The sequence below is a fragment of the Streptomyces sp. A0592 genome (assembly GCF_004795115.1).
Taxonomy (GTDB): Bacteria; Actinomycetota; Actinomycetes; order Streptomycetales; family Streptomycetaceae; genus Streptomyces; species Streptomyces erythrochromogenes.
Genome location: NZ_SSBM01000016.1, coordinates 117,287 through 139,776, shown reverse-complemented (window position 1 = coordinate 139,776; position 22,490 = coordinate 117,287). Strand labels below are relative to the sequence as shown.

General features: G+C 72.8%; 21 protein-coding genes and 1 other RNA gene. 16 read left to right on the top strand and 6 right to left on the bottom strand.

Features of this window, described 5'->3' with window-relative positions:
- Positions 1–118: 118 nt before the first annotated feature.
- Entirely contained in the window at positions 119–1,912 is a 1,794-nt protein-coding gene (locus E6U81_RS23025) for a serine/threonine-protein kinase (protein WP_136231967.1), read from the top strand.
- A 159-nt stretch (positions 1,913–2,071) separates the two neighbouring features.
- A complete protein-coding gene (locus E6U81_RS23020) occupies positions 2,072–3,322 on the top strand; it encodes a serine/threonine-protein kinase (RefSeq protein WP_136231966.1) in 1,251 nt (416 codons plus the stop codon).
- A 184-nt stretch (positions 3,323–3,506) separates the two neighbouring features.
- On the opposite strand, the gene E6U81_RS23015 is transcribed toward E6U81_RS23020, so the two are convergent.
- Positions 3,507–4,508: a 2-oxoglutarate and iron-dependent oxygenase domain-containing protein gene (locus E6U81_RS23015; RefSeq protein WP_136231965.1), complete on the bottom strand. Its 1,002-nt coding sequence runs from the start codon at positions 4,506–4,508 to the stop codon at positions 3,507–3,509.
- A gap of 315 nt (positions 4,509–4,823) precedes the next feature.
- On the opposite strand from E6U81_RS23015, the gene prfB reads away from it, so the two are divergent.
- On the top strand, positions 4,824–5,933 hold the full coding sequence (prfB, locus tag E6U81_RS23010) for a peptide chain release factor 2 (RefSeq protein ID WP_136231964.1): 1,110 nt from the start codon (positions 4,824–4,826) through the stop codon (positions 5,931–5,933).
- 176 nt (positions 5,934–6,109) lie between these two features.
- Here the strand turns inward: prfB and E6U81_RS23005 are convergent, their stop codons facing one another.
- Positions 6,110–6,301, bottom strand: a complete 192-nt coding sequence (locus E6U81_RS23005) for a hypothetical protein (protein ID WP_030662818.1) — start codon at positions 6,299–6,301, stop codon at positions 6,110–6,112.
- A 236-nt stretch (positions 6,302–6,537) separates the two neighbouring features.
- Between E6U81_RS23005 and ftsE the strand changes: the two genes are divergently transcribed.
- The 5 genes from ftsE to ssrA all read left to right on the top strand — a co-directional run bounded on the left by ftsE (position 6,538) and on the right by ssrA (position 10,438).
- Positions 6,538–7,227: a cell division ATP-binding protein FtsE gene (ftsE, locus tag E6U81_RS23000; protein ID WP_030011324.1), complete on the top strand. Its 690-nt coding sequence runs from the start codon at positions 6,538–6,540 to the stop codon at positions 7,225–7,227.
- Between the two features lie 16 nt (positions 7,228–7,243).
- Entirely contained in the window at positions 7,244–8,206 is a 963-nt protein-coding gene (ftsX, locus tag E6U81_RS22995) for a permease-like cell division protein FtsX (RefSeq protein ID WP_136231963.1), read from the top strand.
- 67 nt (positions 8,207–8,273) lie between these two features.
- Positions 8,274–9,461 (top strand): S41 family peptidase, encoded by a 1,188-nt coding sequence (locus E6U81_RS22990; RefSeq protein WP_136231962.1) that lies wholly within the window; start codon positions 8,274–8,276, stop codon positions 9,459–9,461.
- 18 nt (positions 9,462–9,479) lie between these two features.
- On the top strand, positions 9,480–9,965 hold the full coding sequence (gene smpB, locus E6U81_RS22985; protein WP_053631578.1) for an SsrA-binding protein SmpB: 486 nt from the start codon (positions 9,480–9,482) through the stop codon (positions 9,963–9,965).
- A gap of 84 nt (positions 9,966–10,049) precedes the next feature.
- Positions 10,050–10,438: a transfer-messenger RNA gene (gene ssrA / locus E6U81_RS22980) on the top strand.
- Between the two features lie 121 nt (positions 10,439–10,559).
- Here the strand turns inward: ssrA and E6U81_RS22975 are convergent.
- Together E6U81_RS22975 and E6U81_RS22970 are read right to left on the bottom strand one after the other, a co-directional pair.
- On the bottom strand, positions 10,560–10,955 hold the full coding sequence (locus E6U81_RS22975; RefSeq protein ID WP_240803968.1) for a type II toxin-antitoxin system VapC family toxin: 396 nt from the start codon (positions 10,953–10,955) through the stop codon (positions 10,560–10,562).
- 5 nt (positions 10,956–10,960) lie between these two features.
- Positions 10,961–11,191: an antitoxin gene (locus E6U81_RS22970; RefSeq protein WP_136231960.1), complete on the bottom strand. Its 231-nt coding sequence runs from the start codon at positions 11,189–11,191 to the stop codon at positions 10,961–10,963.
- 199 nt (positions 11,192–11,390) lie between these two features.
- Between E6U81_RS22970 and E6U81_RS22965 the strand changes: the two genes are divergently transcribed.
- Entirely contained in the window at positions 11,391–11,696 is a 306-nt protein-coding gene (locus tag E6U81_RS22965; RefSeq protein WP_136232002.1) for a DUF6247 family protein, read from the top strand.
- A complete protein-coding gene (locus E6U81_RS22960) occupies positions 11,693–11,956 on the top strand; it encodes a hypothetical protein (RefSeq protein WP_136231959.1) in 264 nt (87 codons plus the stop codon). The genes E6U81_RS22965 and E6U81_RS22960 overlap by 4 nt, the downstream gene beginning before the upstream one ends.
- Positions 11,957–12,067: 111 nt before the next feature.
- Here E6U81_RS22960 and E6U81_RS41760 read toward each other — a convergent pair whose 3' ends face one another.
- Both E6U81_RS41760 and E6U81_RS22950 read right to left on the bottom strand, forming a co-directional pair.
- On the bottom strand, positions 12,068–13,270 hold the full coding sequence (locus E6U81_RS41760) for an SH3 domain-containing protein (RefSeq protein ID WP_136231958.1): 1,203 nt from the start codon (positions 13,268–13,270) through the stop codon (positions 12,068–12,070).
- Between the two features lie 48 nt (positions 13,271–13,318).
- Positions 13,319–14,623: an MFS transporter gene (locus E6U81_RS22950; protein WP_240803966.1), complete on the bottom strand. Its 1,305-nt coding sequence runs from the start codon at positions 14,621–14,623 to the stop codon at positions 13,319–13,321.
- A gap of 93 nt (positions 14,624–14,716) precedes the next feature.
- Here E6U81_RS22950 and E6U81_RS22945 point away from each other — a divergent pair, with 93 nt between their 5' ends.
- The 6 genes from E6U81_RS22945 to E6U81_RS22920 all read left to right on the top strand — a co-directional run bounded on the left by E6U81_RS22945 (position 14,717) and on the right by E6U81_RS22920 (position 22,235).
- Positions 14,717–15,709 carry a LysR family transcriptional regulator gene (locus E6U81_RS22945; RefSeq protein WP_136231957.1) on the top strand — a complete coding sequence of 331 codons (993 nt, stop codon included), beginning with the start codon at positions 14,717–14,719 and terminating at the stop codon, positions 15,707–15,709.
- Between the two features lie 97 nt (positions 15,710–15,806).
- Positions 15,807–17,174, top strand: a complete 1,368-nt coding sequence (locus E6U81_RS22940) for a nitrate/nitrite transporter (protein ID WP_136231956.1) — start codon at positions 15,807–15,809, stop codon at positions 17,172–17,174.
- Between the two features lie 95 nt (positions 17,175–17,269).
- Positions 17,270–18,448 (top strand): uroporphyrinogen-III synthase, encoded by a 1,179-nt coding sequence (locus E6U81_RS22935; RefSeq protein WP_136231955.1) that lies wholly within the window; start codon positions 17,270–17,272, stop codon positions 18,446–18,448.
- Positions 18,449–18,457: 9 nt separating this feature from the next.
- A complete protein-coding gene (locus tag E6U81_RS22930; protein WP_136231954.1) occupies positions 18,458–19,006 on the top strand; it encodes a GNAT family protein in 549 nt (182 codons plus the stop codon).
- 246 nt (positions 19,007–19,252) lie between these two features.
- A complete protein-coding gene (locus E6U81_RS22925) occupies positions 19,253–19,813 on the top strand; it encodes a CGNR zinc finger domain-containing protein (protein WP_136231953.1) in 561 nt (186 codons plus the stop codon).
- Positions 19,814–19,916: 103 nt separating this feature from the next.
- Positions 19,917–22,235, top strand: a complete 2,319-nt coding sequence (locus tag E6U81_RS22920) for a UvrD-helicase domain-containing protein (RefSeq protein WP_136231952.1) — start codon at positions 19,917–19,919, stop codon at positions 22,233–22,235.
- Positions 22,236–22,490 lie beyond the last annotated feature (255 nt).

Sequence of the window (22,490 nt, the reverse complement as noted above, 5' to 3'; positions counted from 1 at the left end):
ATATGTGCGGCAACCAACCTCCGCAGACCGGCGTCTTCCGGGGGGACACCCCCTAGAGTGGGCCGGAAAACCACTCGACGGATCGACCACAGCAGACGACAGCAGGGGAGCGCGAGACGTGCGGCCAGTCGGCAGTAAATACCTGCTCGAGGAGCCGCTCGGGCGCGGCGCCACGGGCACTGTCTGGCGTGCCCGCCAGAGGGAGACCGCCGGCGCCGAGGCGGCCGTCGCAGGGCAGCCCGGCGAGACCGTGGCCATCAAGGTCCTCAAGGAGGAGCTGGCCCAGGACGCCGACATCGTCATGCGCTTCCTGCGGGAGCGCTCGGTCCTGCTGCGCCTGACCCACCCCAACATCGTGCGCACCCGCGACCTCGTCGTCGAGGGCGACCTGCTCGCCCTGGTCATGGACCTCATCGAGGGCCCGGACCTGCACCGGTACCTGCGCCAGAACGGCCCCTTCACGCCCGTCGCCGCGAGCCTGCTGACCGCCCAGATCGCGGACGCGCTCGCCGCCAGCCACGCCGACGGCGTGGTACACCGCGACCTCAAGCCGGCCAACGTGCTGCTCGACGAGCGCGGCGGGCAGATGAAGCCGATGCTCACCGACTTCGGCATCGCCCGTCTCGCGGACTCCCCGGGCCTGACCCGCACGCACGAGTTCGTCGGCACCCCTGCCTACGTCGCCCCCGAGTCCGCCGAGGGTCGCCCGCAGACCTCCGCCGTCGACATCTACGGCGCCGGCATCCTGCTCTACGAGCTGCTCACCGGCCGCCCGCCGTTCGCCGGGGGCACCGCGCTCGAAGTGCTCCACCGCCACCTCAGCGAGGAGCCGCAGCGCCCCTCGACCGTGCCCGAGCCGCTGTGGACGGTCATCGAGCGCTGCCTGCGCAAGGAGCCGAACGAGCGTCCCAGCGCCGTGAGCCTGGCCCGCGGCCTGCGCGTGGTCGCCGCCGGCATCGGCGTGCACTCCACGGCCGCCGAGGTGGAGGCCGCGCTCGGCGTGGGCGCCCTCCTCGCGCCGGACCCCTCGCCGGCTCCGGTCCCCGAGACCCCCGGCGCCGCCGACCCCACCCAGGTGCTGCCGTCCGGGGCGGGCTCCCCGATGGGCGCCTACGACCCGAACGCCATGACCAGCGTCATGCCGCCGGTCGGCGCCGCCGACGCCACCTCGGTGCTGCCCACGGGGTCTCCCCGGCCCGGAACTGCAGGCCCCGGGGCCGACCCGACCTCGGTCATGCCTCCCGTGCAGCAGCCGGACGCGCCCCACCCGTGGCAGACGCAGATGGCGGCCGCCCGCGACCGCAACGAGCAGACGCAGATCCAGTACCTCGACCCCGAGGACGACCCGCTGCGCCGCCGTCCGCAGCGCCAGGCGCCCCCGCCGCCGCAGCACCGGCCCCAGCAGCCTCCGCAGTACCGGCAGGGTCCGCCGCAGCAGCAGTACCAGCAGCCGCAGCAGCCCCAGTACCGCCAGCAGCAGCAGCCTCCGCCGCAGCAGTACGCGCCGCCCCCGCCGCCGCAGCACTACCAGCCGCAGCAGCGCCAGCCCCAGCAGTACCAGCAGCCGCAGCAGCCCCCGCAGCAGCCGCAGTACCGCCAGCCGCAGCAGCCCCAGCAGGCCCCGCCGCAGCCCCCGGCCCCCCGGGAGCCGCGCGAGCCGCGCCGCCGCAGCGCCAACCCGGTGCGGATCCCCGGCCTGGGCTGCCTCAAGGGCTGCCTCGTGCTGATCCTGGTCTTCTTCGTGGCGGGCTGGCTGATCTGGGAGCTGACCCCGCTCCAGGAGTGGGTCGGCACCGGCAAGGGATGGTGGGACCAGGTGTGGAGCTGGGGCACCGGAGTCGTCGACTGGGTCACCACGATCGGGGACTCGGCGAGCTCGGGCTCCTCGGGTTCCGGCTCCGGCACCCCCTGAGTCGGTGCCCGTAGCGCCGACTTCGTGGATTTGTCGACATCCGGGGCGTGATTTCGCCCGCAGAAGTGAAGGTCGTCGCGAATCGGGCCCCCTGCTGGCCTCCGAAGCCCATCGGGCCGCGTAGCTTTGGGGCGTACGCCAGCCACTGAGGGAGCAGTCGTGGCACGGAAAATCGGCAGCCGGTACACCGCGCACCAGATCCTGGGGCGCGGCAGCGCGGGCACGGTGTGGCTGGGCGAGGGGCCTGACGGGCCCGTCGCCGTCAAACTCCTGCGCGAGGACCTCGCGTCGGACCAGGAACTGGTCGGACGCTTCGTCCAGGAGCGCAGCGCCCTGCTCGGCCTGGAGCATCCGCACGTCGTCTCCGTCCGCGACCTCGTGGTGGACGGCAACGACCTCGCCCTCGTCATGGACCTCGTACGCGGTACGGACCTGCGAACCCGGCTCGACCGCGAGCGCAGGCTGGCCCCCGAGGCGGCCGTGGCGATCGTCGCGGACGTCGCCGACGCGCTGGCCGCGGCGCACGCCGCCGGCGTCGTCCACCGGGACGTCAAGCCGGAGAACGTCCTGCTGGACATGCAGGGCCCGCTCGGCCCCGGCGGCTCGCACCCCGCCCTGCTGACCGACTTCGGCGTCGCCAAGCTGATCGACTCCCCCCGGCGGGCCTCCGCGGGCCGGGCCACCGCCCCGACGACCCGGATCATCGGCACCCCGGACTACCTGGCACCGGAGATCGTGGAGGGCCTGCCCCCGCGTGCGGCCGTGGACATATACGCCCTCGCCACGGTCCTGTACGAGCTGCTGGCCGGGTTCACGCCCTTCGGCGGGGGCCACCCGGGCGCGGTCCTGCGGCGGCACGTGACGGAGACGGTCGTGCCGCTGCCGGGGATCCCGGACGAGCTGTGGCAGCTGATCGTGCAGTGCCTGGCCAAGGCCCCGGCCTCGCGGCTGCGGGCCTCGGAGCTGTCGGTCCGGCTGCGGGACCTGCTGCCGATGCTGGCCGGGATGCCGCCGCTGGACGTGGACGAGCCCGACGACGCGGAGCCGGAGCCCGCGGTCTCCGAGGAGCCCTCCGCCGACCCGGTGCGGCGGCGCAGTGTGGTCCCGCTGGTGCCGGGGTCGGCGACCGACTCCAACCGGGACACCCACACCTCGATGCGGGTGCCCGGGCCGGACGAGCTGGCGGGCGGGGCGCTGGGCACGGCCCGCGTGCCGCGCCCGGCCGGCGGGCACCGGCCCGGCTCGGCCCGGCACCGCGCCGAGGCCGCGCGCAAGCGGCGCCTGACCCTGTCGGCGGTCGCCGTGGTCCTGGCCGCCGCCGTCGGACTGGGCACGTGGCTGGCCTTCTCCGGGGGCGACGAGCCGCAGCCCCGCCAGGACAACAAGCAGTCGGGCCCGCGGCACCCGTAGCCGTCCGCAGTGCCGCAGCCGGGGGCGCCGCCCCCGGACCCCCGCGCCTCAAACGCCGGCGGGGCTGGATCTCCCAGCCCGTCCGGCGTCTGAGCGGGGGGCACCTCCCAGCGGTAGCCGGCGGAGGGTCCGGGCGGAGCCCCGGAAAGCCCCGCCCGAACCATGCCGCCCCGCCCGGGAGGGCCTACGCCGGGACCAGTTCCGGGTGCCAGCGCCGCGCAACGGCCGGGTGGGCGCGGACCCAGCCCTTCAGCTCGTTGCGGCCGTACTCGGCGTGCAGCGGGTTCGACGCGTCGTGCGCGACCCCGGGCGCCGAGCGCAGGTAGTCGCCCGGCACGGTCTCCACCACCGCGTCCAGCCGCGGGTTGTAGAAGAACGGCACCGAGAACCGCTCCACCGCCCCGGGCGGGCTGACCACCCGATGGTCGGTCGCCGTCAGGTACCCCTCGGTCGCGATCTCCAGCAGCTCGCCCAGGTTCACCACGAAGGCCCCCGGCATCGGCGGCACGTCCACGTAGCCGCCGTCCTGAACCACCTGCAGGCCGCCCACCGAGTCCTGCAGCAGGAGCGTGAGGAAGCCGTAGTCCTTGTGTGCCCCGACCCCCTGGTCGGTGCCGGACGGGGCCGATCCGGGGTAGCGGATCAGCTTGGTGTGCAGGTGGGGGCGGTCGGCGAAGGCCTCGTCGAAGAAGTCCGACGGGGCGCCGATCGAGACCAGGAGCTCCTGGAGCAGCCGGTGCGCCACCGCGGCCAGGCGGGCCTGCCAGTCCAGAACCACGGTGCGCAGCTCGGGGAGGGCGGCGGGCCACTGGTTCGGGCCCTCCAGCCACAGGTACGGCGGGTCGTCCGGCCCCACCACCGGCGCCGGCCGCTCCGCGCCCACGTCCAGCTGGTCGCGCCAGTCCGAGGCCCCGCCGGTCAGCTCGTGCCCGATCCGGGTGTAGCCGCGGAAGTGCGGGGAGTTCAGGTTGCTCACGGCGAGCCGGTCGGCTTCCGGGAGGGAGAAGAAGGTCCGGGTGACCTCCAGGATGCGGGCGCTCTCGGCGGCGGTCACGCCGTGCCCGGTCAGGTGCAGGAAACCGGTGTCCCTGGCTGCTGCGTGCAGCTTCTTCAGGAATTCGGCCCGCTGGGCCGGGTCGTCGGCCTGGGAGAGGTCCAGGACGGGGAGAGAGTGCGCGGACGGCATGACGGCTCCGTTTCGGATGTCACGGGGTCCTGTTCCCCAGAGGTGGCGGGGGCAGCGGGTGGGGCGGGGCCGCCGGCAGGGATGGTGCCGGGACCGCTGGGGCCGCGTACAGGACCAAGTCGGATCGGGGTGGATCAGGCTTGGGTTCGGTCCGGCGGCTGACAGCTCGTCGTCGTGACGCGCATGTAGTCCACATGGCGGCGCTTGACGAGGAGAACGGTCATACGGTGAGCGTACGCCCGTGCGAGGCATCATCAGAACGGGTGATCCGGCCTGCCCGGACGGGCTTGGCCGCGGACCGGCTACGCTGGACCCGTGGCAGTCGTCGATGTTTCCGAAGAGCTGAAGTCCCTCTCCTCGACCATGGGGTCGATCGAGGCCGTCCTGGACCTCGACAAGCTGAGGGCAGATATCGCCGTGCTCGAGGAGCAGGCCGCCGCGCCGTCCCTGTGGGACGACCCGGACGCCGCCCAGAAGATCACGAGCAAGCTTTCGCACCTCCAGGCCGAGGTCCGCAAGACCGAGACCCTGCGCGGGCGCATCGACGACCTCGGGGTGCTGTTCGAGCTCGCCCAGGAGATGGACGACGCCGACACCCTCGCCGAGGCCGAGGCCGAGCTGACGTCCGTGCGCAAGGCGCTGGACGAGATGGAGGTCCGGACCCTGCTCTCCGGCGAGTACGCCGAGCGCGAGGCCCTGGTCAACATCCGTGCCGAGGCCGGCGGCGTCGACGCCTCCGACTTCGCCGAGCGCCTCCAGCGCATGTACCTGCGCTGGGCCGAGCGCCACGGCTACTCCACCGAGATCTACGAGACCTCGTACGCGGAAGAGGCCGGCATCAAGTCGACCACCTTCGTCGTCAAGGCCCCGTACGCCTACGGCACCCTCTCCGTCGAGCAGGGCACGCACCGCCTCGTGCGCATCTCGCCCTTCGACAACCAGGGCCGCCGCCAGACCTCCTTCGCGGGCGTCGAGGTCCTCCCGGTCGTCGAGACCAGCGACCACGTCGAGATCGACGAGTCCGAGCTGCGCGTCGACGTCTACCGCGCCTCCGGCCCCGGCGGCCAGGGCGTCAACACCACCGACTCGGCGGTGCGCATCACGCACATCCCGACCGGCATCGTCGTCTCCTGCCAGAACGAGCGCTCGCAGATCCAGAACAAGGCCAGCGCGATGAACGTCCTCCAGGCCAAGCTGCTCGAGCGGCGCCGCCAGGAGGAGAAGGACAAGATGGACGCCCTCAAGGACGGCGGCAGCTCCTGGGGCAACCAGATGCGCTCCTACGTCCTGCACCCGTACCAGATGGTCAAGGACCTGCGCACGGAGTTCGAGGTCGGCAACCCGCAAGCGGTGCTCGACGGCGAGATCGACGGCTTCCTGGAGGCCGGAATCCGCTGGCGCAAGCAGCAGGAGCAGACCGCGTAGGACGCTCCGCGGCGCACGGGGCACACCGGCGCCCGGGCACGTCCGGCGCACGAACGGAACACGGGAAGGGCCCGGACACCACGAGGTGTCCGGGCCCTTCCGCTGTTGTATGTGATCGGTACGCGGCGCGGGCACCGACGAGTACCGGCGCCTGGGTCCCGCCCGGACAGCGCCTTCTAGGCGGTCTGCTGGGCCACCAGCACCAGAGCTGCCACGAGGACCACCATGAGCACGATGAGAGCCACGGGGTTCAGGCCGGAGAAGGGGCCCTCCTGCTGGAGGCGCTCCCGGTTCGCCCGGCACACCGGGCAGCGGCCCTGGCTGACGGGTGCGGCGCAGTTCGCGCACACGAGCCGGTCATATGTCATGCGCTCCTCCTCTCGTCCCCTCGGTCTTCCTTCTTGCCTAACGGCAAGGGGAACCGGAGCGTTCCCCCTACCACTGTGCCAGCTTCGCCGACATTCGGCGCGGCCCGTCCGGGCAATCGCGGTCCGGACCCTCCCGGACCAGGGGATAAAGCGGACAACTCCGGTTGCCGGGTCCACACCTCGCGCCCGTTCGCGTATGGTCACGCACACCTACTCCCGGCGACCGTGGTGCACCCGTGATCCGATTCGACAGCGTCTCCAAGTCCTACCCGAAGCAGAGCCGTCCCGCACTCAGAGAAGTCTCCCTCGACATCGCGAAGGGCGAGTTCGTCTTCCTGGTCGGCTCGTCCGGCTCCGGCAAGTCCACGTTCCTGCGCCTGATCCTGCGCGAGGAGCGGGCGAGCCACGGCCAGGTGCACGTCCTGGGCAAGGACCTCGCCAAGCTCTCCAACTGGAAGGTCCCGCAGATGCGGCGCCAGCTGGGGACCGTCTTCCAGGACTTCCGCCTGCTGCCCAACAAGACGGTGGCCGAGAACGTGGCCTTCGCCCAGGAGGTCATCGGCAAGCCCAGGGGCGAGATCCGCAAGGCCGTCCCGCAGGTCCTCGAACTCGTCGGCCTGGGCGGCAAGGAAGAGCGCATGCCCGGCGAGCTCTCCGGCGGTGAGCAGCAGCGCGTGGCCATCGCCCGCGCCTTCGTCAACCGGCCCGCGCTGCTGATCGCGGACGAGCCCACCGGCAACCTCGACCCCCAGACCTCCGTCGGGATCATGAAGCTGCTGGACCGGATCAACCGGACCGGCACCACCGTGATCATGGCGACGCACGACCAGCAGATCGTCGACCAGATGCGCAAGCGCGTCATCGAACTCGAACAGGGCCGACTCGTGCGCGACCAGTCGCGCGGCGTCTACGGCTACCAGCACTGAAAGGCCCCCCAGAGTCATGCGCGCCCAGTTCGTCATGTCCGAGATCGGCGTCGGCCTCCGCCGCAATCTCACCATGACCTTCGCGGTCATCATCTCGGTGGCCCTGTCACTGGCCCTGTTCGGCGGCTCCCTGCTCATGAGCGAGCAGGTGGGCAGGATGAAGGGCTTCTGGTACGACAAGGCCAACGTCTCGATCTACCTCTGCAACAAGCAGGACGCCCAGGAGGCCGGCGAGGCCGCCGCCAACAGTGCGGGGGGCGGCGCGGGAGGCGTGGCCACCTGCCGCAAGGGCGCCGTGACCGAAGAGCAGAAGAAGCAGATCGAGTCCGAACTCAAGGCGATGTCCCTGGTCAAGTCGGTGACCTACGAGTCGGCCGACGAGGCGTACAAGCACTACCAGGAGCAGTACGGCCACACCGCCCTGGCCTCCTCCATCACGCCCGACCAGATGCAGGAGTCCTTCCGGGTCAAGCTCAAGAACCCGGAGAAGTACAAGGTGGTCACCTCCGCCTTCGCGGGCCGCGACGGCATCCACACGGTCGACGATCAGCGCCAGGCGATCGACGACCTGTTCCGGATTCTCAACTACCTCAACATGGCTGCCGTGGGCATCATGGCGATCATGCTGATCGTGGCGCTGCTGCTGATCGTCAACACCGTGCGCGTCTCGGCGTTCAGCCGCAGGCGGGAGACCGGGATCATGCGGCTCGTGGGTGCCTCCAGCTTCTACATCCAGGTCCCCTTCATCATGGAGGCCGCCGTCGCCGGGCTCATCGGCGCGCTCTTCGCCTGCGCCATGCTCGTCTCCGGCCAGTACTTCGTGATCGACCACGGCGTCGGCCTGCGGGACAAGATCCAGCTCATCGACTTCATGGGCTGGGGATCGGTGCTGGCCAAGCTCCCGTACGTGCTCTTCATCGGCCTCCTGATGCCCTCCATGGCCGCCTTCATCGCCCTGCGCAAGTACCTGAAGGTGTGACAAGCGCCCCGCAAGCGGTCCGGCCAACCATCCGTACCGGCGCGGGGCTTGTCCTAGACTCGGCGCCATGCTGGGCTTGCCGAGTATTCCCGCCTTCTGTCTGCGGCCCCGCGACCCACGTCGCGGGGCCGTTTTGACGTTAACGTTCGTCGCCGTCGTCGCCGTCGGCGCGTTCACCGGCTGCTGGGACCGCGAGGACGGCGCCGTGGCCGCCGCCCGTACGGACGCCCCCGCGCCCGGGGCCCCGCGCGCGCCGGGCACCGCCGACCGCGAGGCGGTCGCCCGGGCCGCCGCCGAGGCCGTCGCCGAGGGCAAGTCCGGCAAGAAGGCCGCGCAGGAGGTCGTCAGCCGCAGCGGCGACCGCTGGGGCACCGTCTACGACCGGGGCGAGTACGCCGCCTTCGCCGAGGGCCTCGACGGGCACTGGACCGGTGTCGGCGTCTGGGCCGTCCGCGCCGGGGACGGCATGATCACCGTCGACGGCGTCCAGCCCGCCGGCCCGGCCGCCCGGGCCGGCCTGCGCGCCGGGGACCGGCTGCTGAGCGTCGACGGGCACGCCGTGACCGGGCTGGCCGTGGCCGACGTGGTCGCGCTGCTGCGCGGCACCGTCGGTACCCCCGTCGTACTGAACCTGAGCCGGGACGGCGCCGACCTCACCGAGACCGTCCTGCGCGAGCGGCTGAGCGCCGAGCCGGTGACCGTGCGGCAGCTCGCCGGCGACGTCACCGTCATCAAGGTCACCTCCTTCACGCGCGGTTCCGGCGAGCGGGTACGGGCGGCCGTCCGCGCGGCCCCGCCCGGCGGCGGGGTCATGCTCGACCTGCGCGGCAACCGCGGCGGGCTGGTCGCCGAGGCCGTCACGGCCGCCTCCGCCTTCCTGGACGGCGGGCTCGTGGCGACGTACGACGTACGGGGCGAGCAGCGCGTCCTGAACGCGGCCCCGGGCGGGGACACGACCCGGCCGCTGGTGACCCTCGTCGACGGCGGCACGATGAGCGCCGCCGAGCTGGTCACGGGCGCACTGCAGGACCGGGGCCGGGCGGTGGCGGTGGGCAGCAGGACCTTCGGCAAGGGCTCGGTGCAGATGCCGACCGAGCTCCCGGACGGCTCGGTGGCCGAGCTGACCGTGGGCACGTACCGCACGCCGGCGGGCCGCAGCCTCGACGGCGGCGGTATCACCCCGGACGTACCGGCGGGCGAGCGGGCCGAAGAGCGGGCCGTCACGGTATTGGGTGGCCTCGGGGTGGGTCCGTAGTGCGAAAATGACCGCACTATGGCTAAGGAAAAAGGGCGCAAGCTGATCGCCCAGAACAAGAAGGCGCGGCACGACTACGCGATCCTCGACACCTACGAGTGCGGTCTCGTGCTCACCGGTACCGAGGTCAAGTCCATGCGCCAGGGCCGGGCCTCGCTGGTGGACGGCTTCGTGTCGGTGGAGGGCGGGGAAGCCTGGCTCTACAACGTGCACGTGCCGGAGTACAGCCAGGGCACCTGGACCAACCACAGCGCCCGGCGCAAGCGCAAGCTCCTCATGCACCGGGAGGAGATCGACAAGCTGGAGCGCAAGGCCGACGAGTCGGGTCACACGATCGTGCCCCTCTCGCTGTACTTCAAGGACGGCCGCGCGAAGGTCGAGATCGCGCTGGCAAAGGGCAAGAAGGAGTACGACAAGCGGCAGACGCTGCGGGAGAAGCAGGACACGCGCGAGACGAACCGGGCGATCTCGGCCATCCGTCGCAAGCAGCGCGGCACGGTTTAATCACCTGGCACGCGGTGGTCCACTTCGCGTACCATGGCGTCAGCACCGCCCCCCAGGGGTCGGCGCACCTTGAAAAAACAACATGGGGATGATCGGTTTCGACAGCGGATGTCGATGCAGGGGAAGCGAGCCGAGGAAGCGGCAATGATCTCGCTAACCATATGTCGCAAAAAATAATCGCCAACTCCAAGAGCGATAACTCCCGCTTCACCCTCGCTGCCTAATAACAGTGAGCTGAAGCCTCTGTGAGGAGCGTCAGCCCGGAAGTGGTCCCGGTCCGGATCCTGGCGTCAACTAGGGATCTAAACCTCTAGCCCCGGTCACGGGGGTTGGAGGGAAACCAAACAGTGACTGAGCCCGTCGGAGACTTGTCCGTGTGATCTCCGGGGCTGAGAAAAGCGCAGCGGACTGCGCTCGGAGAAGCCCTGCTTCTGCACCGTTGGACGCGGGTTCGATTCCCGCCATCTCCACTCATCCCATGTGGGCGAAGGCCCCCTGACCTGCGAGAAATCTCGCCAGGTGAGGGGGCCTTCGTCATGTGCGGACACGACGGGAGCACCACCCTTCAGGGAGCGTGGCGGATACGGTGACGTGTCAGGTGCCAGTGACGACCTCGATGCGGCAACGCGGCTTCTGGACGCCTCGTTTGATGCGCACGTCCGCCGTCAGCAGGGGGACGCCCAGTGCCTCGGCGAGGGCGACGTACGTGGCGTCGTAGGCGGAGAGGTTGGCGTACAGCTTTCGGATCCGGGGGAGCAGCGGGCCCGTCTCGTGCCGCTGTACGCGCAGCCCCTGGTAGGTCCTGAAGTGCTCATCGAGGCTCGTGGGGTCGATTTTGGTGCCGCGGGCCAAGCCCAGGAGAGCGGACGCAACTTCCGTGTCCAGGAGGTAGGGGGCGGCGAGAGTGTCTTCCTCGCCGATGCGCCGGCGGGCGGCGGTGCCGCGGGAGCCCCTGTCCGTGAGGAACAGGACCAGGGCGGAGGAGTCCACGACGATCAACGGCCCGCCCTGCCTGCGTCGATGGCGTCGAGGACGTCCTGGACGTCGATGTCCTCCGTGGCGTAGCGCTCGGCGCGGTCGGCCATTTCGGCGAGCGTGGGCTGGGTGGCGTCTCTGGTGACGAGGCTGAGCAGGTAGCTCTGGAGGGACTGTCCGGCCTCGGCGGCCCGGACCTTTATGCGGCGGGCGACGTCATCGGGGACTTCCCGGATCGTGAACGCAGTCATGACTGCATTTTATCGTCGATGCAGTCACTCTGCAGTCAATCCGGTCCTGGTCTGCTGGACTGCGGGGCCTTCGTCGTGGACGAAGCGTCCCGCGAGACGGTGGGTGCGGCGGTAGCGTGGGACCCACTCCTGAGTGGAGCCCGACCGAGGAGGACACGTGAGTACGCCGATCCCCGCCGACGGCGGGCCGCTGATCCCCATGCCGGAACTCACGCCTGCCGCTCTGCGCGAGGCTGTCGCCAAGATCGCTCCTAGCCGTGTGCCCGACTTGACGCAGCACCTCTTCGAGGCCACGACGAGTGCCCAGCAGGCGCAGTCCCTGGCCCCGTTGCGCGCCTTCATCCACTCCTGGGCCGTCTTCGTGGAGATCGAACGCCATCCCCGCCGGGCGGCACGCCTCCACGCCCTGGAACGGTTGGTCCAGGAGGGGACGGACGATCCGGCGTCCGCGCTGGCGGAGATCCAGCAGATCCTCGACAAGGCCGAGGCCGAGACCGGCCTGTGAGCGACTGGACCTGGGACTACAACACCGACGACCACGCCCACGTGACCGGCGGCCTCCCGCCCGGTGTGATCGCGGAGGCCGAGCGCATCGCCACCGAACTGGCAGCGCTGGGGCGCGATGCGGAAACCGTCGGCCGTCCCACGGGAAGGTCGGGCGGCCTCCGTGAATTCGACATTCTCGGTGGCCGCGGCTTCATCAGCTTCTTGGCCGTGCCCCGGCACGAGTGCATCTACGTCTGCCGGGTCACCTGGTACGAGTGACGTCGGTGTCGGCCGGCATGTGAGGCCTCCCTCCGCGAGGGTACGGGCCTGTTCGGGGGCCGGGCCCCCCGGCCGTGGGACCGGGGGGCCCGGCTCAGGCGGGGGCGGGGGTCAGCAGAAGGGGACCTTGTTGAGGTTCAGGGCGTAGCGGGCGGCGATCCAGCCGGAGCCGTCGGCGAGCTTGTACCAGATCGAATTGCCGTCGACGGTCTCGCCGTTGACCTTGCACTGGAGCTTGACCACCGTGCCGGTCGGGATCTTGCCGTGCTGCTTGTAGCGGGTGCCGGGGCCGGAGCGGATGCCGAGGCCCTTGCCGGGGCTGACGATCTTGGCCTTGGGCTTCTCCTTGGGCTGCTCGTGGTGGCCGCCGCCGCACTTGCAGTCGCCGGGCTTACCAGGCTTGCCCGTGTCGCCCTTCGGGCCCTTGGGGCCCTGCGGGCCGACCGGACCCGGCTTGCCGGGGTGACCCTTCGGACCCTGGGGGCCGGCGGGACCGGGCTTGCCCGTGTGGCCCTTCGGCCCCTGCGGTCCGGGCCTGCCGGTGTCGCCCTTGTGGCCCTGCGGCCCGCGGGGGCCTGCCGGTCCCCGCGGGCCCGCGGGGCCGGTGTCGCCCTTCGGCCCGCCCGCGGGTCCCGGCTCGCCCTGCGGGCCGCGGGGGCCTGCGGGGCCCTGCTTGCCCTCCTGGCCCTTCGGGCCCCGCTTGCCGGTATCCCCCTTGTCCCCCTTGTCCCCCTTGTCGCCCTTGTCGCCCTTCTCTCCCTGGGGGCCGGGGCGCCCGGGCTTGCCGTGGTGGCCCGGCTTGCCATCGTCGCCCTTGTCGCCCTTGGGGCCGGTCACCGGGGTGGCGACGGCGAACAGGGCGGGCGCCGCCTCGTCCGTCGACCACTCGCCGCCGTGCAGGGTGGTGCCCTGCGGCGCGTCCGCGTCCACCCGCAGGGCGACGCCCAGCCGGGTCTGCTCGTTCGACGGGAAGACGAAGCCGGCGCGGTCCCCGGCGTCGCACGTCAGCCGGCGGGCGTCGGCCGAGCGCGTGCACGGGAGCGAGGAGCGCTGCCCGTCCCAGTAGAAGCGGGCCTCGGGGAAGGTCGTACGGTCCGGCGCGGTGATCCGGAAGGTGCTGCTGACGGCCTGATCGGACCCGTTGGCGGCCGCGATGACGACGCGGCCCGTCGCGCCGGGGGCGATCGAGGGGACGTACGGCTGGAAGAACCGGATGTTCGACGAGTCGGCGGCGGCCGGTACGGCCGGCGCCAGGCAGGCGGCGGTGACGGCTGCGACGAACAGGGCCGCGGGCACGGAACGGGAAGCAGGCACGGGTAGTTCCTCCGCAAAGGGAAGGGCGCTGAGGGAAAGCACCCCCAGTTATTGCGGATCCCCCGCGGTGGTCGTGCGTACCACGCGGGAACGATCACTCGGCCGCCGGATCGATCGGCCTGTCAGGGCGATCGCCAGGGCGATCAGCGCGGCCGTCGCCGGGACCGTGTATGCGGCGGTCGGGCCCGCACCCTCCACCACCCAGCCGGCGCCGGCCGCGCCGGCCGCGATGCCCGTGAAGATGGCGGTGACCGCCAGGGTCATGCCCTCGTTCAGCCGTCCCTCGGGGGTGCGGGCGTGGACCTGCGACATCGCCGTGACCATCGTCGGTGCCGTGGCCATGCCGGCCAGCAGGAGGGCGCCGGCCAGGGCGGTCACGGAGCCGGTGGCCGCCGCGGCCCACGGGAGGGCCATCGTGACCGCCAGGGCGCACACGCAGGTCGTCAACGAGCGGGCGCGCACGGTGCCGTAGAGCAGGCCGGCCGCGCAGGAGCCCGCCGCCTGCAGGGCCAGGACCAGACCGGAGGCGGCGCCCAGGCCCTGGACGTCGAGGTAGGCGATCGAGGTGACCTCCATCGAGCCGAAGACCACGCCCGTGACGAGGAAGAGCGGCAGCAGCGGGCCCAGCGCACGCAGTGGGGACCCGCGGCGCGGCGCCGCCGACACGGGGGGCTGGGTGGCACGGCAGGAGGTGAAGACCAGCATGCCGGTGAGCAGCAGGGCCGCCCCGGCGAGGGTGCCCGCCTCCGGGAAGAGCACACCGCACAGGAAGGCCGCCAGGACCGGCCCCAGCATGAAGCACAGCTCGTCCGCGGCCTGTTCGAAGGACATCGCCGTGTGGTGGGCTTCGGGGGAGTCGCGCAGCAGGAGCGTCCAGCGGGCGCGGGACATGCCGCCGATGTTGGGGGTGGTGGCGGTCGCGGCGTACGAGGCGAAGAGCGTCCAGGCGGGGGCGCCGGTGCGGACGCAGGCGACCAGGGCCAGCGAGCCGAGGACCGCGATCAGCGTGGCCGGGACGGCGATCCGGGCCTGGCCGTGGCGGTCGATCAGGCGGGCGGTCCAGGGCGCCACCACCGCCGTGGCCGCCAGGCCGGTCGCCGTGACCGCACCGGCGAGCGCGTACGAGCCCCGCTGGCCGGCGATCATCATGACCGCGCTGACCCCGAACATGCCCATCGGGAGGCGGGCGACGAGGTTGCCGGCGGTGAACCCCCGGGTGCCGGGCAGCGCGAACAGCCGCCGGTAGGGGCCGGGTGCCCGCCCGGAGGCACGGCGACGGGCGGCGGGAGCCGCGGCGGGGGCGGTGGCGGGGGAGGCGGCGGTGATGACGAGGGTGCTGCCGGTGACGGTCATGAGGGGCATGGATCCACCCTCGGCCGGGGCGGTGTGCGGCGTCCAACACCTGTTCCGAGGCCATTCACCCGTTCCCGTTGTTAGTCTCCGGGGGTGAATCCCCGTGATGTGGAACCCCGGCTGCTGCGCGGCTTCGTCGCCGTGGCCGAGGAACTGCACTTCACCCGCGCCGCCGCCCGCCTGTACGTCGCCCAGCAGGCGCTGAGCAGGGACGTCCGGCGCCTCGAACAGACCCTGGCGGCGACGCTGTTCGTCCGCACCACCCGCGCCGTCGAGCTCACCGCCGACGGGCACCGCCTGCTGCCCCTGGCCCGGCGCGTGCTGCGCGCGCACGAGGAGCTGACCGGCGCCTTCGGACCAGGAGCCGGGGCCGCGGCCGGCGCGGCGCCCCGGCCGCTCCTCGTCGACCTGAACACCGACGGCCCCGGCACCGCGCGCACCGTGCTGGAACGGGCCCGCGAACTCGCCCCGCACTGCGAGCTGATGGCCCGCTTCGAGAGCGGGCTCACCCACGCCGCCGCCGAGGTCGCGGCCGGCCGGCTCGACGTCGCCTTCGGGTACGCCGACGGGCTCGACCCCGTACTGCGGGCACCGCTCGCGCAGCGGCCCGTACGGTACGAGCCGCTCGCCGTGCTGCTGCCCGAGGGGCACCCCCTGGCCGCGGGGGAGTCCGTACCGCTGGACGCGCTGGCCGGGGAGACCGTGTACGCGGGCGCCGGGAACCCCCGCACGCTGGAGTGGACGGGGCTGGCGCGCGAGCTGTTCGCCGGGCGGGGGATCCTGATGGCGCCGCCCGCTCCGGTCGCGATGGGCATGGACGAGTTCCGCCGGGTCATGGTCAAGACCGGAAACCCGGTGCTGGCGACCGTGGGCTTCCTCCAGATGCCGGGGTGCGTGAAGCTGCCGCTGACCGGTCCGGTGCCGCTGTCGCCGCTGTCGATGGTGTGGCGCAAGGGTTTCGGCCACCCCGGGCTGGACGCCCTGCAGGCCGCGGCCGCCGGGCTGGCGGCCGAGCGGGGCTGGCTCGTGCCACCGCCCGGAAGCTGGCTGCCCGCCCCGCTCACACACCGCCCGGGCGGCGGGTGAGAGCAAGGTTTCCCGGCGGTCATCCGGCGGGGACCGGGGCCGAAACGCGCCCTTCCTACCGTCGCTCCCACGGACGCGACAGCTGTGGAGGCGTGTGATGACAGGTACCGCACCGCGCAAGCGGGGCCGCTGGATCGAGCAGTGGGACCCCGAGGACGAGACCTTCTGGAAGGAGACCGGGGAGCGGGTCGCCCGCCGCAACCTGCTGTACTCCGTGCTCTCCGAGCACATCGGATTCTCCATCTGGTCCCTCTGGTCCGTGATGGTCCTCTTCATGGGCCCGCAGTACGGCATCGACCCGGCCGGGAAGTTCTTCCTGATCGCGACGGCCACCTTCGTGGGCGCCCTCGTGCGCGTGCCGTACACCTTCGCCGTCGCCCGCTTCGGCGGCCGGAACTGGACGGTCTTCAGCGCCCTGCTGCTGCTCGCCCCGACGGTCGCCGCGATCGTCGTGATGGAGCCGGGGACCTCCTACGGGACCTTCCTGCTCGTCGCCGCCCTCACCGGCGTCGGCGGCGGCAACTTCGCCTCCTCCATGACCAACATCAACGCCTTCTTCCCGCTGCGGAAGAAGGGCTGGGCGCTCGGCCTGAACGCCGGCGGCGGCAACATCGGCGTGCCCGTCGTCCAGCTGGCCGGCCTGCTCGTCATCGCCACCGCCGGGGCCGGCCACCCGCGGCTGCTGCTGGGCGCCTACATCCCGCTGATCGTGATCGCCGCGGCCCTGGCGGCCGTACGCATGGACAACCTGGCGCCCGTCCGCAACGACACCGGCGCGGTCCGCGAGGCCCTGAAGGACGCGCACACCTGGATCATGGCGTTCCTCTACATCGGCACGTTCGGGTCCTTCATCGGCTACAGCTTCGCCTTCGGGCTGGTCCTCCAGACCCAGTTCGGGCGCACCCCGCTCCAGGCCGCCTCGCTGACCTTCGTCGGACCGCTGCTCGGCTCGCTGATCCGGCCGGTGGGCGGGGCGCTCGCGGACCGGTTCGGCGGGGCCCGGATCACCCTGGGCACGTTCGTCGCGATGGCCGCGGCGACCGGGGTCGTCGTGTTTGCCTCGCAGCGGTCCTCGCTGACGGTCTTCCTCGTCGGGTTCGTGGCCCTGTTCGTCCTGAGCGGGCTCGGCAACGGCTCGACGTACAAGATGATCCCGGGCATCTTCCAGGCGAAGGCCCTGGCCCGCGGGATGAGCGGCGAGAGCGCGGCGGCGTACGGGCGGCGGCTCTCCGGGGCCTCCATGGGGCTGATCGGCGCGGTCGGCGCGCTCGGCGGCCTGGGCATCAACCTGGTCTTCCGCGAGGCGTTCCGCACCTCCGGATCCGGCACGACCGCCTTCGTCACTTTCCTCGGCTTCTACGCGCTGTGCTGCGCGGTGACGTGGGCGGTATACCTTCGCCGTCCGGCGGCCCCGGTGATCCACACGGCCGAGGCCCCGGCGAAACCCCAGCTCACGTCGGTGTAACCGGGGCGAAATACGGGTGAACCGAGTCCGACACGCCGAGTTGGCAGGCTCGGTCCACCCGTACCGCCCCCACATGCGTCAGTAGGCAGGTCACGATGGACGACAGGAACACCCGCCCGCTCGCAGGCTTCACCGTCGGGGTCACCGCGGCCCGGCGCGCGGACGAACTCATCGCGCTGCTGCGGCGGCGCGGGGCGTCGGTGCTGCACGCGCCGGCGCTGCGGATCGTCCCGCTCGCCGACGACAGCGAACTGCTCGCCGCCACCAAGGAGCTGATCGGCTCCCCGCCGGACGTGGTCGTCGCCACCACCGCCATCGGCTTCCGCGGCTGGGTCGAGGCGGCCGACGGGTGGGGGGTCGGCGAAGGACTCCTGGAGACCCTGCGCTCCACCGAACTGCTGGCGCGCGGCCCGAAGGTGAAGGGCGCCGTACGGGCCGCCGGGCTCGTGGAGGAGTGGTCCCCGGAGTCGGAATCGCTCGCGGAGGTACTGGACCGGCTGCTGTCGGCCGGGGTCGACGGGCGGCGGATCGCGCTCCAGCTGCACGGGGAGCCGCTGCCCGGCTTCGTCGAGGCGCTGCGGGCCGGCGGGGCCGAGGTGGTGGTGGTCCCGGTGTACCGGTGGATGCCCCCGGAGGACCTCGCACCGCTGGACCGGCTGCTCGACGCGATCGTCGGCGGGGCGGTGGACGCCGTCAGCTTCACCTCGGCCCCGGCGGCGGCCTCGCTGCTGTCCCGGGCCGGGGAGCGGGGGATGCGGGAGGCCGTGCTGGACGCGCTGCGCGGCGGACCGCTGTCCGCGTGCGTCGGGCCGGTGACCGCGCTGCCGCTGCAGGCGCTCGGAGTGGAGACGGTCCAGCCGGAACGGTTCCGGCTCGGCCCGCTCGTGCAGCTGCTCTGCCAGGAGCTGCCCGGCCGGGCCCGGGTGCTGCCGGTGGCCGGGCACCGGATGGAGATCCGGGGGCACGCGGTCCTCCTCGACGCGGAACTGCGGCCGGTGCCGCCCGCCGGGATGGCCCTGCTGCGGGCCCTGGCACGGCGGCCGGGCTGGGTGGTGGCCCGTGCGGAACTGCTGCGGGCGCTGCCGGGCGCGGGCCGGGACGAACACGCCGTGGAGACGGCGATGGCCCGGCTGCGGGCGGCGCTGGGGGCGCCGAACCTCATCCAGACGGTGGTCAAGCGCGGCTACCGGCTGTCCCTGGACGCGGGCGGCGAGGACAAGTACGGGGAGCTCCCGCAGGACGTGGCGGTGACGGCCAGGGGAGTCCTGGGCTAGCGTGCCGGGATGATCATTGACGGGGTGGAGATGAGGGGCGTCGCACTGGACGACGCCGCAGGACTGGCCGAGGCGTTCGCGCGGAACCGGGCGAACATGGCGCCGACCGAGCCGGTCCGGCCCGACGTCTTCTACACCGAGCAGGGCCAGCGGGAGCGGATCGGGCAGCAGCTGGAGTCCCGCGACGCCGGGCGGCTGCTGCCGTGCGTGTTCGTGGACCTGGCGAGCGGCGCGCCGCTGGGGACCATCAACCTGGGCAACATCCAGCACGGGCCGTTCAGCAGCGGCGGGCTCGGCTACTGGGTCGACGAGGCCTGCCGCGGCAAGGGGCTGGCCACGGCCGGCGTCGAGGAGGTCTGCCGGATCGCCCGCGACGAGCTGGGGCTGCACCGCGTGGAGGCGGGGACCCTGGTCGGCAACCTGGCCTCGCAGCGGGTGCTGGCCAAGGCGGGCTTCGAGCAGTACGGACTCGCCCCGCGCTACCTGCACATCGACGGCGCCTGGCGCGACCACTGCCTCTTCCAGCGGATCCTGCACGACGACCCGCCGGCCCCTTGAGCGGGGCGCACCGCCGGTGATCCGGCCGCGGCCCGGCCATTTCTGGGGGAAGGTCCGGGCGGAGCCCGCTCCTCGAACTCCCCCAGCTACCGCTGGGAGGTGCCCCCTGGAGGGGCTGGATCCACCGGGCGGGCCCGGAACAGGCGGCGGGCCCCTGCCACCGGAGGCACCGGTTCGGGGGCTTCCCCAGCGGGCAGCGGACGGGCACTCTGGGGAGGCGCCCGACGACGCGAGGCGGTGACGGACATGCGGTTCGACTCCGGGCGGGTCTGCCTGGACCTGGTGGCCACCTTCGCCCCGCACGAGGGGATCCCGGACGGCGACGGGCTGCGGCTGTGGCTCGCCGGGGCCGGCCTCGTGCCCGACCGGACGCCTCTGGCCGGGGTCGGCCCCGACTGGGCCGCGGCCTTCCGCGCCCTGCGGACCGACGTGGAGACCCTCGTACGGGCGGAGCTGTCCGGGACCGATCCCGACGAGGGCGCCCTGGCCCGGGTCAACGCGCTGGCCGCCGGACCACCCCCGGGGCTGTGCGCCGTACGGGACCAAGAAGGGCACCTCGTGCGGGAGTTGTGCGGCGGCGTGGAATGCGGCGCGCTGCTCGCGGCCGTCGCCCGGGACGCCGTCGAGCTGCTGACCGACCCCGGCGACCGCGCCCTGCTGCGGGCCTGCGCCGGCGACGGATGTACCCGCGTCTACCTGGACACCTCCCGCGGTCACCGCCGCCGGTGGTGTTCCAGCGAGCTGTGCGGCAACCGCGAACGCGTCGCCCGCCACCGCCGGAGGCTCCTGGCGTCCGGATCCCGGTAGTCGGCGTATCACTGAGCGAGACCCGTTCCGGAACGGGCGTGCGCACAGGGGGCCGGTTCGCGTACGGTTGACGGTCGCCCATGCACGTCAGAAGGGGGCCTTGGTGGCCGCGCAGGATGCCGCTGTCGACAGCACGGCGGACTCCGTCCGCGATCGGGAGATCGCGGTCGAGCAGACGCATCTCGACCAGGTGTACAGACGCCTCGAGGAGAAGATCCACGAGGCCGAGTTCCTCATGAACGACGCCGCCCAGCGCGGCCAGGTGGGCACGCCCGGAGCCCTGGCCGAGCGGGACGCGCAGGTCTTCCGGGCGGGCATCCACCTGAACCGGCTCAACAACGAGTTCGAGGACTTCCTCTTCGGCCGCATCGACCTGGTGCTCGGCAAGGACGGGGAGCGCGGCCCGGACGGCGCGTACACCTCCGTGGAGCCCGCCGACGCGGCGATCCGCGAGGACCTCACGGCCGACATCGCCGAGACGCTGCACATCGGCCGGATAGGAGTCCTGGACTCCGACTACGCGCCGCTGGTCATCGACTGGCGCGCACCGGCCGCCGCGCCCTTCTACCGCTCCACGCCCAAGGACCCGGGCCGCGTCGTGCGCCGCCGCGTCATCCGGTCCAAGGGACGCAAGGTGCTGGGCGTCGAGGACGACCTGATGCGCCCCGAGGTCACCGCGTTCCTCGACGGCCGCGAGCTCCCCGCCATCGGCGACGGCGCGCTCATGGCGGCGCTCGGGCGGGCCCGTACGCACTCCATGCGGGACATCGTCTCCTCCATCCAGGCCGAGCAGGACCTGGTCATCCGGGCCCCCGCCGCCTCCGTCGCCGAGGTCGCGGGCGGCCCCGGCACCGGCAAGACCGCCGTGGCCCTGCACCGCGCCGCCTACCTGCTCTACCAGGACCGGCGCCGCTACTCCGGCGGCATCCTCATCGTCTCCCCGACGCCGCTGCTCGTCGCGTACACCGAGGGCGTGCTGCCCTCCCTCGGCGAGGAGGGCCAGGTCGCCATCCGGGCGCTCGGCTCGCTGGTCGACGGCGCCGAGGCGACCACGTACGACGAGCCGGCCGTGGCCCGCGTCAAGGGCTCCTCCCGGATGCGGTCGGTCCTGCGCAAGGCCGTGCGCGGCACCCTGGAGCTCGGCGACGACCGGGGCCCGGCGCCCGACCGGCTGCGGGTGGTGGCCTTCGGCAGCCGCCAGGAGCTGGAGGCCGACGAGCTGAACCGGATCCGGCAGAACGTGCTCGGCGGCACCGCGCCCGTGAACCTGCTGCGCCCGCGCGCCCGCAAGCTGCTGCTCGACGCCCTGTACGCCAAGACCGGCGCCTCCGGCCGGCACAGCGACCCGGAGCTCGCCGCCGAGCTGCGCTCAGCCTTCGACGAGGACATCTCCACCGAGGACGCCTTCATCGGCTTCCTGAACGCGTGGTGGCCCGAGCTGACCCCGCGCCGGGTGCTCGCCGCGATGGCCGACGAGCGCAGGCTCGGCCGCTGGTCGCGCCGCGACCTGAACCCGCGCGAGACCCGTCGCCTGGCCCGCTCGCTGCGGCGGGTGGGCGCGGACGGCAGCGGCCCCCTGTCGGTGCACGACGTGGCGCTGCTCGACGAGCTCCAGCAGCTCCTCGGCGCCCCCGCCCGGCCGCGGCGGAAGCGGGAGCTGGACCCGCTGGACCAGCTCAGCGGGCTGGAGGAGCTGATGCCGACCCGCGAGGAGACCCAGTGGGAGCGGGCCGAACGGCTCGCGGCGGAGCGCACCGAGTACGCGCACGTCATCGTCGACGAGGCGCAGGACCTGACGCCGATGCAGTGGCGGATGGTGGGCCGCCGGGGCCGGCACGGCACCTGGACGGTCGTCGGCGACCCGGCGCAGTCCTCGTGGACGGATCCGGAGGAGGCGGCCGCCGCCCGCGACGAGGCCCTGGGGTCCCGGCCGCGCCGGCGCTTCACCCTCACGGTCAACTACCGCAACCCGGCCGAGGTCGCCGAGGTCGCCTCCCGGGTGCTGCGCCTGGCGATGCCCGGCATGGAGCCGCCGACGGCGGTGCGCTCCACGGGACTGCAGCCGCGGTTCACGGCCGCCGGGGGCGACCTGGGCGCCGTGGTGCGCGAGGAGACCCGCCGGCTGCTGGAGCAGGTGGACGGCACCGTCGGCGTGGTCGTCGCCATGGACCGGCGCGCGGAGGCCGCGGGCTGGCTCGCCGACCTGGGCGGACGGGCCGTGGCGCTGGGCAGCCTGGAGGCCAAGGGCCTGGAGTACGACGCCACGGTGGTCGTCTCCCCGGCGGAGATCGCGGACGAGTCCCCGGCGGGCCTGCGGGTGCTGTACGTGGCGCTGACGCGTGCCACGCAGCAGCTGACGGTGGTCGCGGCCGAAGGGGACAAGCCGGACGCCGACGGGGTCCCCGAGCTGCTCCTGCCGTAGCCGGCGCCCGGGCGGCCCCGCTGTCCCGCGGTCCCGGGCGGGCCGTCCGGGCCGCCCGGGACCGCGTACGGCCGTATGGGCCGCGGCCAGGCGCGTGGTCCCCGCAAGCCGTCCCCGAGCAGGGGGATCACATTCGGCGATCCTTTGTTAGCCTGGGTACGGCACCGACTCGATCCAAGCCCCCGGGCCCAACCTTCGTCGCTCAGAGCGACCACTTGCCGCGAGGCGAGCATGGCGGGTCGGTGTCACAGACGT